9 protein-coding genes are annotated in these 8,951 nt (G+C 68.6%); 7 read left to right on the top strand and 2 right to left on the bottom strand.

Going from position 1 to position 8,951, the window contains the following annotated elements; translation table 11 throughout:
• The coding region (locus VNS22_RS12845; RefSeq protein WP_325733000.1) for an FkbM family methyltransferase at nt 1-858 on the top strand (858 nt) is incomplete at its 5' end.
• 15 nt (nt 859-873) lie between these two features.
• Here the strand turns inward: VNS22_RS12845 and VNS22_RS12850 are convergent.
• Nucleotides 874-1,662, bottom strand: a complete 789-nt coding sequence (locus VNS22_RS12850; protein WP_325733002.1) for an alpha/beta hydrolase — start codon at nt 1,660-1,662, stop codon at nt 874-876.
• A gap of 4 nt (nt 1,663-1,666) precedes the next feature.
• Nucleotides 1,667-2,893: a CaiB/BaiF CoA-transferase family protein gene (locus VNS22_RS12855; RefSeq protein ID WP_325733004.1), complete on the bottom strand. Its 1,227-nt coding sequence runs from the start codon at nt 2,891-2,893 to the stop codon at nt 1,667-1,669.
• A 213-nt stretch (nt 2,894-3,106) separates the two neighbouring features.
• On the opposite strand from VNS22_RS12855, the gene VNS22_RS12860 reads away from it, so the two are divergent.
• The 6 genes from VNS22_RS12860 (at nt 3,107) to VNS22_RS12885 (ending at nt 8,906) form a co-directional block, all read left to right on the top strand.
• Nucleotides 3,107-3,592 (top strand): SUF system Fe-S cluster assembly regulator, encoded by a 486-nt coding sequence (locus VNS22_RS12860; RefSeq protein WP_325733006.1) that lies wholly within the window; start codon nt 3,107-3,109, stop codon nt 3,590-3,592.
• 27 nt (nt 3,593-3,619) lie between these two features.
• On the top strand, nt 3,620-5,065 hold the full coding sequence (sufB, locus tag VNS22_RS12865) for a Fe-S cluster assembly protein SufB (protein WP_325733008.1): 1,446 nt from the start codon (nt 3,620-3,622) through the stop codon (nt 5,063-5,065).
• A 65-nt stretch (nt 5,066-5,130) separates the two neighbouring features.
• Nucleotides 5,131-5,901 (top strand): Fe-S cluster assembly ATPase SufC, encoded by a 771-nt coding sequence (sufC, locus tag VNS22_RS12870; RefSeq protein ID WP_325733010.1) that lies wholly within the window; start codon nt 5,131-5,133, stop codon nt 5,899-5,901.
• The gene (sufD, locus tag VNS22_RS12875) at nt 5,898-7,241 is read left to right on the top strand and encodes a Fe-S cluster assembly protein SufD (RefSeq protein WP_325733012.1); all 1,344 of its coding nucleotides are present in this window, start codon (nt 5,898-5,900) and stop codon (nt 7,239-7,241) included. The genes sufC and sufD overlap by 4 nt, the downstream gene beginning before the upstream one ends.
• Before the next feature lie 5 nt (nt 7,242-7,246).
• A complete protein-coding gene (locus VNS22_RS12880) occupies nt 7,247-8,500 on the top strand; it encodes a SufS family cysteine desulfurase (protein ID WP_325733014.1) in 1,254 nt (417 codons plus the stop codon).
• 10 nt (nt 8,501-8,510) lie between these two features.
• A complete protein-coding gene (locus VNS22_RS12885) occupies nt 8,511-8,906 on the top strand; it encodes an SUF system Fe-S cluster assembly protein (RefSeq protein WP_325733016.1) in 396 nt (131 codons plus the stop codon).
• The last annotated feature ends 45 nt before the right edge of the window (nt 8,907-8,951 follow it).

Consider the following 8,951-nt stretch of genomic DNA (forward strand, 5'->3'; position numbering starts at 1 on the left):
ACCTGCGGCAGCAACTCCTTGGAGACGGGCATGACCGGCCGATCCGCTCTGTTGACCAGGCTCCGGCGTGCCGCGGTCGCGTTTCGCGACGAGCCGCCAGCGCCGCGTGCCCCGACGCCACCCGCGGCACCGGCAGCCCCGGCGCTGTCCCGCCAGGCGATGCTGGCGCACCCGACCTCGCTCGCCTCCGCCCTGGTGCGCCTGCGCGCCAATGTCGACGAGATCGGCACCCTGGTCTGCCTGGGCTCCGGCAAGGGCGACGACGCCCTGTCCTTCGTCGAGCACTGGCCGGGTGCCCGGGTCCTGCTGATCGACATGGACGAGAGCTTCCGCCCGGTCTGGGACGGCCTCGCCAAGAAGCTGCCGGGCCTGGTGGGCGAGGTCGCGGCGCTGGCCGAGCATGACGGCGAGATCGGCATGCTCAAGACCGACCGGACCGGCGGGATCGCACTGGAGGGTGCCACCGACCCCGATGCCAAGAAGATCCGCTCGGTCCGGCTCGACACGCTGATCGCCCAGCACGCCCTGCCCCCGCCCTATTTCCTGAAGTTCGACACCCATGGCGCGGAGCTGCCGATCCTGGCCGGGGCGGAGCAGACCCTGCGGCAGACCGCGATCCTCATGATGGAGTGCTACAACTTCAAGCTGGGCTTCGCCGGCGGCCGCAACCTGACCTTCGACGAGATGTCCTTGCACCTGAAGGGGCTGGGCCTGCGCCCGGCCGACCTGTGCGACCCGCTCTGGCGTCCGGGCGACGGGCTGCTCTGGCAGATCCACCTGTTCTTCCTGCGCGCCGACCATCCCTGCTTCGCCAGCTCCAGCTACCGCGCACCCGGGAGGCAGGCCGCGGGCACCTGAGCCTTTGGCTGACGCTCAGCCCAGGAAGGCCACGACCGCCCGCAGCACGTCCGGCTCCTGCTCGCGGTGCGGGACATGTCCGCAGCCCGGCAGGAGTCGGACGGTCACCGGCCCGCCCGCCAGCGCCGCGATCCGCTCCGGGTGCCGGGTGCAGCCGTACGGGTCGTCCTCCCCGTGGATGGCCAGGATCGGGCAGGAGGCCGCGCGCAGCTCGGCATCGAGATTCCAGCTGGCCCACCCGGGCGACAGCCATGTCCCGGTCCAGGCGTCCAGGACCCATGCCGCCTTGGCGCCATGATAGCGCTCCAGCCGTGCCATCTGCCCGGGCAGCGCGAACTGGCGCTGCGCTGCCCTGATTCCTGCGAGCGTGCGCTCCTCGACCAGGGCCTGGGCGGATTCGCTGATCACGCCCCGGCAGGTGCCGGGATGGGCGGCGGCGGCCGTAATCGCCATGCCGGCGCCGATGCTGTGGCCGAACGCGACGAAGTCGCCGATGTCGAACCGAGCGAGCACGGCGGCAAGCCCGCCCCTCGCCTCCTCCAGGACGAAGTCGGGTCCGAGCCGGCCCGGATTCGGGTCGGATCTGCCGAAGCCCAGCCGGTCATAGGCAATGACCCGCCGCCCGGTCGCCGTGGCCAGACGGCCGGGGAAGTCGCGCCAGAGCTCGACGCAGCCCAGTGAGTCGTGCAGCAGCACGATCGGCGGCCGGGCGGTGTCGGCATCCGGTGCCGGCCAGGACCGGGCATGGAGCCGGCCATGCGCAGTCTCGACCCAGATCCCGGCACCTGGCGCGGCTGCGTCCATGCCGCTAGCCGATGACGCCGCCGGCGCGCAGTTCCGCCAGCTCGTCCGCCGACAGGGCCAGGCGCTCGGCCAGCACCGCGTCCGTGTCCTGGCCCAGCACGGGCGGCCCCTTCTCGTAGCGGACCGGCGTGGCGGAGAGATGCAGCGGGTTGCCCAGCAGCGGCACGGTGCCGGCGGCGGCCACGGCATGGGGCACATCGACCTGCATGCCACGTGCCTGCACCTGCGGGTCGGCGAACACGTCCGGCAGGGTATTCACCGGGCCGCACGGCACGCCCAGCGCGCTGAGCTCGTCCACCCATTCCCGGATGGTGCGGGACGCCATCACCGGGGGCAGCAGGGCGTCCATCTCGGCGCGATGGCGGACCCGCGCGCGGTTGGTGGCGAAGCGCGGGTCGTCGGCCAGCTCCGGCAGCCCGGCCACCTGGCAGAAGCGGCGGAACTGGGTGTCGTTGCCGACCGCCAGGATCACGTGGCCGTCCTTGGCCTGGTAGACCCGGTAGGGCACGATGTTGGGATGCTGGTTGCCCAGCCGCGGCGGCGCCTTGCCGGAGACCAGGTAGTTGGTCGCCTGGTTGATCATGGTGGCAACCTGGGTGTCGAGCAGCGCCAGGTCGATCTGCTGGCCCTCGCCGGTCCGCTCGGCATGGCGCAGGGCGGCCAGGATGCCGGTGGCCGCGTACATGCCGCACATCACGTCGACGATCGCGACCCCGACCTTCATGGGCTCGCCGTCGGGCGCGCCGGTCACGCTCATGAGCCCGCCATGGCCCTGGGCCAGGTAGTCGTAGCCGGCGCGGTCGCGATACGGGCCGGTCTGGCCGAAGCCGGTGATCGAGCAGTAGACCAGGCTCGGGAACTGCTCCTTGAGCTGTTCATAGGCCAGGCCATAGCGGGCGAGCCCGCCGACCTTGAAGTTCTCGACCAGGACGTGGCAGCCGGCCAGCAGCCGACGGACCAGGTCGGCACCTTCGGGCTGCGCGATGTCGATCGCCACGGAGCGCTTGTTGCGGTTGGCGCAGAGATAGTAGGCGCTCTCGCCGGTGTCGGCACCGTCCTCGCCCGTGACGAAGGGCGGCCCCCACTTGCGCGTGTCGTCGCCCTCGCCCGGCCGCTCGATCTTGATCACGTCGGCACCGAGGTCGCCCAGGAGCTGGGTGCAGCTGGGGCCCGCCAGGATCCGGCTGAGGTCGAGGATGCGCACGCCGTCGAGCGGCAGGGGCTTGGACATGGGGCTACGAATGCCTAGCTAGTGGCCACTGACGGGTGGGACGCTCGCAGAACGGGGCGGCGGCCTCAAGTCGTGCCGGTCGTCCGGCGGATTCTTGGCCGCAGCCTGCGTCACGATCGCTTGACATCATCGCCGCAGACGCCAATTGAGCAGGGGAAACTGGACCGTTCCGGTCTGGAATGATTCCGAGCTGCTTCCCAGGTCTGGTAGAGCGTGATCCGACTGAGCCGCCTTGCCGATTACGGGATCGTGCTGACCACCCAGGTCGCGCGCTACCCCAACCGCCATTGGAGCGCGCCCGAGCTGGCGGCGGCGACCGGAATCCCCTTGCCCACGACCAGCAAGCTCCTCAAGACGCTGGTCCGCTCCGGTGTGCTGGTCAGCCATCGCGGTGCGCGCGGCGGCTACGGCCTGGCGGATACCAACCGGCGGGTATCGGTCGCGGAAGTGATCGAGGCGGTGGAAGGACCGATCGCGATCACGAGCTGCCTGGACCCGAACGGCTCCGACTGCAGCCTCGATTCGGTCTGCCTGACCCGGACCAACTGGAACACCATCAACCGTGCCATCCGCGTGGCACTGGCGGCGGTATCCATCGAGGAGATGGCGACCGCGGTGCCCGAGGCCTTCATGGATGGCCACGCGGATGACGAAGCAGGACGGCAGCAGGCGCGCCCGTCCGGACATCTTTCGGCCTGACGGCCGCATATCGGGAGATCGACATCCATGGCGACCGCGCTCGAGACGGTCCGTGAGTATACCGGCGGCGAGTACAAGTACGGCTTCGTCACCGATATCGAGGTGGACATCGCGCCCAAGGGCCTGAGCGAAGACGTCATCCGTCTGATCTCGGCCAAGAAGCAGGAGCCGGAGTGGCTCACCGAGATGCGTCTGGCCGCTTACAAGCGCTGGCAGACCATGACGGAGCCGACCTGGCAGAAGGTCGACTACGAGCCGATCGACTACCAGGCGATCAGCTACTACGCGGCGCCCAAGATCAAGGAGCGCCCAAAGAGCCTGGACGAGATCGACCCGGAGATCCGCCGCACCTACGAGAAGCTGGGCATCCCGATCAAGGAGCAGGAGATCCTGGCCGGCGTCGCGGTCGACTACGTCTTCGACAGCGTCTCGGTGGCCACCACCTTCCGCAAGAAGCTGGAGGAGCTGGGGATCATCTTCTGCTCGATGTCCGAGGCGGTGCAGGACCATCCCGAGCTGGTGCGCAAGTATCTGGGCAGCGTGGTCCCGGCCGGCGACAATTTCTTCGCGGCGCTGAACGCGGCCGTCTTCACCGACGGCAGCTTCGTCTACATCCCCAAGGGCGTGCGCTGCCCGATGGAGCTCTCCACCTATTTCCGCATCAACGAGAAGGGTACGGGCCAGTTCGAGCGGACCCTGATCATCGCGGACGAGGGCTCCTACGTCAGCTACCTGGAAGGCTGCACGGCACCCCAGCGTGACGAGAACCAGCTCCATGCCGCGGTGGTCGAGCTGATCGCGCTGGACGATGCCGAGATCAAGTACTCGACCGTCCAGAACTGGTATCCGGGCGATGCCGAGGGCAAGGGCGGCATCTACAACTTCGTGACCAAGCGTGGTGCCTGCCGCGGCAGGAACAGCAAGATCAGCTGGACGCAGGTCGAGACCGGCTCGGCGATCACCTGGAAGTATCCGTCCTGCATCCTGCAGGGCGACAACTCGGTGGGCGAGTTCTACTCGGTCGCGGTGACCAACAACCGCCAGCAGGCCGACACCGGCACGAAGATGATCCATATCGGCAAGAACACCCGCTCGCGCATCGTCGCGAAGGGCATCTCCGCCGGTACCTCGGACAGCACCTATCGTGGCCTGGTGAAGGTCCTGAAGTCGGCCGAGGGTGCGCGCAACTACACTCAGTGCGACTCGATGCTGATCGGCGACAAGTGCGGCGCGCACACCGTGCCCTATATCGAGGTGCGCAACCGCTCGGCCAAGTGCGAGCACGAGGCGACCACGTCCAAGATCTCGGACGACCAGCTCTTCTACTGCCGCCAGCGCGGAATCTCGGAGGAGGACGCCGTGGCGCTCATCGTCAACGGCTTCTGCCGCGAGGTGATGGACGAGCTGCCCATGGAGTTCGCGGTCGAGGCGCGCAAGCTGCTCGCGATCAGCCTGGAACACAGCGTCGGCTGATCAGCGGCCACGCCTCTCACTGAACAAGTCGGGGGTGCCGCGGCACCCGATCGGATCAAGAGATCATGCTCGAAATCAAAGACCTGCACGCCACCATCGAGGGCGAGGACAAGGAGATCCTGAAGGGGGTCTCGCTCACCATCAAGCCGGGCGAGGTCCATGCGATCATGGGCCCGAACGGCTCGGGCAAGAGCACGCTGGCCTATGTGCTGGCCGGGCGCGACGGCTACGAGGTGACCGAGGGCAGTGTCCAGCTGGACGGCGAGGACCTGCTGGAGCTGGAGCCGGAGGAGCGTGCCGCCGCCGGCCTGTTCCTGGCCATGCAGTACCCGGTCGAGATCCCGGGCGTGTCCAACATGTACTTCCTGCGCCAGGCGATGAACTCGATCCGCAAGGCGCGGGGCGAGGAGGAGATCTCCGCGGCCGCGTTCATGAAGGCGGTCAAGGAGAAGGCCGGCCAGATCGGCGTCGGCGACGCGCTGCTCAAGCGCGACGTCAACCGCGGCTTCTCGGGCGGCGAGAAGAAGCGCAACGAGATCCTGCAGATGGCCATGCTGGCGCCCAGGATCTGCATCCTCGACGAGACCGACAGCGGCCTGGACATCGATGCGCTGCGCACGGTGGCCGACGGCGTGAACGCGATGCGCTCGCCGGACCGCGGCTTCCTGATCATCACCCACTACCAGCGCCTGCTCGACTATATCGTGCCGGACCATGTCCATGTGCTCGCCAAGGGCCGGATCCAGACGAGCGGCGACCGCTCGCTGGCGCTGACCCTGGAAGAGAAGGGCTATGGCGGCGTGCTGGGCGCCGAGTTCGCCGAGGCCGCGGCATGAGCGTCGTCACCCGCAACCGCACCGTCGAGCCGGTGCCGGCCTTCGCGGAGGCGCTGGAGCGCCTGCGCGGCGAGGCCGCCGGCAGCTCCGGCCGGGCGCTGGAGGAGCGCGCCGCCGCGTTCGAGCGCTTCCAGGCGCTGGGCGTGCCGACCGCACGGGTCGAGGCCTGGAAGTACACCAACGTCTCCAGCTTCGCGAACCGCCCGTTCGGCCTGGCGCCGCGCGGCACGGTCGAGCCCGACCTGATCATCCCGCACTTCGCGGGCGGCCATCGGGCGCGCCGGCTGATCCTGGTGAACGGCCGAGCCGTTCCGCAGTTCAGCCATCTGGGCGGCCTGCCGGCCGGCATGACCGTCCGCCCGCTGGCCCAGGTCCTGGCGGAGACGCCGGAGCTGGTCGAGCGCAGCAGCGTCAACGACGAGCCGGAGCACAGCTTCGAGGCGCTGAACCGGGCGCTGGTCGAGGATGGCGCCTGGATCTCGCTCAAGGACGGCGTGGCGCTGGACGAGCCGCTGCAGATCATCTCGCTGCTGACCGCGGGCGAGAGCGCCTTCATGACCCACCCGCGCCATGTGATCCGGCTGGGCAAGGGCGCCAAGCTCGACGTCATCATGACCACGGTGGCACTCGGCCAGGCGGACAGCCTGATGAATCAGGTCGAGACGATCGAGGTCGCCGACGGGGCGGAACTCACCATTGACCGGACCCTCGAGCAGGGCCAGGGGCGCAACGCCATCACCCGGTCGCGCTACGTGCTGGGCAACCGTGCCCGGCTGCAGCAGACCAATGCCGGGCTGGGTGGCAGCCTGATCCGCCACGAGATGGAGGTCCGCCTGCGCGGCACCCACAGCGAGGCGATCCTGAACGGGCTGATGATGCCGCAGGGCACGGAGCACGTCGACACGCTGATCCGCGTGCACCACGAGATGCCGGACTGCCAGTCGGACCAGTTCTACAAGACCGTGGCGGACGGGCGCGGCCGTGCCGTGTTCGCCGGCAAGATCTTCGTGCACAAGGACGCGCAGCGCACCAACTCCTACCAGAAGAACGACAGCCTGCTCCTGTCGGACGATGCCGAGATCGACGCCAAGCCCGAGCTCGAGATCTATGCCGACGACGTGAAGTGCAGCCACGGCGCCACCTGCGGCGACCTGGACCCGACCGCCTTGTTCTACCTGCGCTCGCGCGGGCTGGACGAGGCGCTGGCCCGCTCCATGCTGACCTTCGCGTTTACCGGCGAGGTGCTGGAGCGGATCAAGGACGAGAGCGTCGGGCACGTGGTGCGGCGCATGATCCTGGACCGGCTGCCCGGCGGCGAGCGGCTGGCCGAGCTGGGGTGAGCGACATGGCCACCGATGTCCGGGCCCAGGCGGCCGCAACCGGTTTCGATCCGGACGCGGTACGCGCCGCGTTCCCGATCCTCGGCCAGGAGATGAACGGCCGGCCGATGGTGTTCCTGGACAGCGGGGCCAGCACGCAGAAGCCCGAGGCGGTGATCGCGGCCGAGGCGGAGTTCTACCGCCACGACTACGCGAACATCCATCGGGGCGTGTACGATCTCAGCCAGCGCGCCAGCGACGCGTTCGACGGCGCCAGGCGTAAGGTCCAGGCCTTCCTGGGCGCTGCCGACTGGCGCGAGATCGTGTTCACCCGCAACACGACCGAGGCGATCAATCTGGTCGCCTGGTCGTTCCTGGAGCCGAGGCTCCAGGCGGGCGACGAGATCCTGGTCACGACCATGGAGCACCACTCCAACATCGTGCCCTGGCAGCTCGTCGCCATGCGCCATGGGGCGAAGGTGGTGGCCGTGCCGATCACCGATCCGGGCGAGCTCGATCTGGCCGCTCTGCGGGAGATGATCGGGCCACGCACCCGGATGCTGGCCTGCACCTGGGTCTCCAACGTGCTGGGCACCGTCAACCCGGTCGCCGAGATCGTCGGGATCGCCCATGCGGCGGGGGTGCCGGTGCTGCTCGACGCCGCCCAGGCGGTGCAGCACGTGGCCGTGGACGTCCAGGCGGTCGGTGCCGACTTCCTGGCCTTCTCCGCACACAAGATCTACGGGCCCTCCGGCGTCGGCGTGCTCTACGGCAAGCGCGAGCACCTGGAAGCCATGCCGCCCTGGCAGGGCGGCGGCGGGATCGTCGACCGGGTGACCTTCGAGGGCACGACCTATGGCGAGATCCCGTTCCGCTTCGAGGCCGGCACGCCGGACATCGCCGGCGTCCATGCGCTGGGCGCGGCGCTGGACTGGTTCGGCCAGTTCGACATCCGTGCGGTCGAGGCGCATGAGACCCGGCTGATGGCCGAGGCTGGGCGCGCCCTGCAGCAGATCCCGGGCCTCCATCTCCTGGGCGATCCAGAGCACCGGACGGGTGCGCTGTCGTTCTGGGTGGACGGGCTGCACCACCAGGACGTGGGCGCCATGCTCGACCTGGACGGCATCGCCATCCGCACCGGCCATCACTGCGCCCAGCCCTTGCACCGGCGCTTCGGTTTAGAGGGCAGTGCGCGAGCCTCGTTCGGCATCTACAATAACGAGGCGGATGTCGTGGCGCTGGCGGAGAGCCTGCGCTACATCGTACGCAAGTATGGCTGAGGAAGCGGACATGGACGAGAACAGCGGCCTCGATCGCGCCGAAGCATTTCTCCAGGAAACACCCGAGGATGCCGCCCAGCGCGCCCGCAGCCTCGAAGTCGAGCAGCTGGGCAACCAGATCGTCGACACGCTGAAGACGATCTACGACCCCGAGATCCCGGTGAACATCTACGAGCTGGGCCTGATCTACAAGATCGACATCGAGGACGACAACCGGGTCATCGTCACGATGACCCTGACCTCGCCCAGCTGCCCGGTCGCCGAATCCCTGCCGATCGAGGTGGAGAACAAGATCACGGCGCTGGATAGTATCCCCGGCTGCACGGTCGAGATCACCTGGGACCCGCCCTGGCATCCCTCGATGATGTCGGAAGAGGCGCAGCTCGAACTCGGCATGATCTACTGAGCCAGTAAGTTCAGACACTTCAGATCTGGCGAAACAACCGCCGCA

The organism is Geminicoccus sp., from assembly GCF_035556675.1.
Classification (GTDB): domain Bacteria; phylum Pseudomonadota; class Alphaproteobacteria; order Geminicoccales; family Geminicoccaceae; genus Geminicoccus.

Coding starts and splice junctions, on each gene's coding strand:
- VNS22_RS12850 (WP_325733002.1), bottom strand. CDS start 1,662: ATGGACGCAGCCGCGCCAGGTGCCGGGATCTGGGTCGAGACTGCGCAT.
- VNS22_RS12855 (WP_325733004.1), bottom strand. CDS start 2,893: ATGTCCAAGCCCCTGCCGCTCGACGGCGTGCGCATCCTCGACCTCAGC.
- sufD (WP_325733012.1), top strand. CDS start 5,898: ATGAGCGTCGTCACCCGCAACCGCACCGTCGAGCCGGTGCCGGCCTTC.
- VNS22_RS12885 (WP_325733016.1), top strand. CDS start 8,511: ATGGACGAGAACAGCGGCCTCGATCGCGCCGAAGCATTTCTCCAGGAA.
- sufC (WP_325733010.1), top strand. CDS start 5,131: ATGCTCGAAATCAAAGACCTGCACGCCACCATCGAGGGCGAGGACAAG.
- sufB (WP_325733008.1), top strand. CDS start 3,620: ATGGCGACCGCGCTCGAGACGGTCCGTGAGTATACCGGCGGCGAGTAC.
- VNS22_RS12880 (WP_325733014.1), top strand. CDS start 7,247: ATGGCCACCGATGTCCGGGCCCAGGCGGCCGCAACCGGTTTCGATCCG.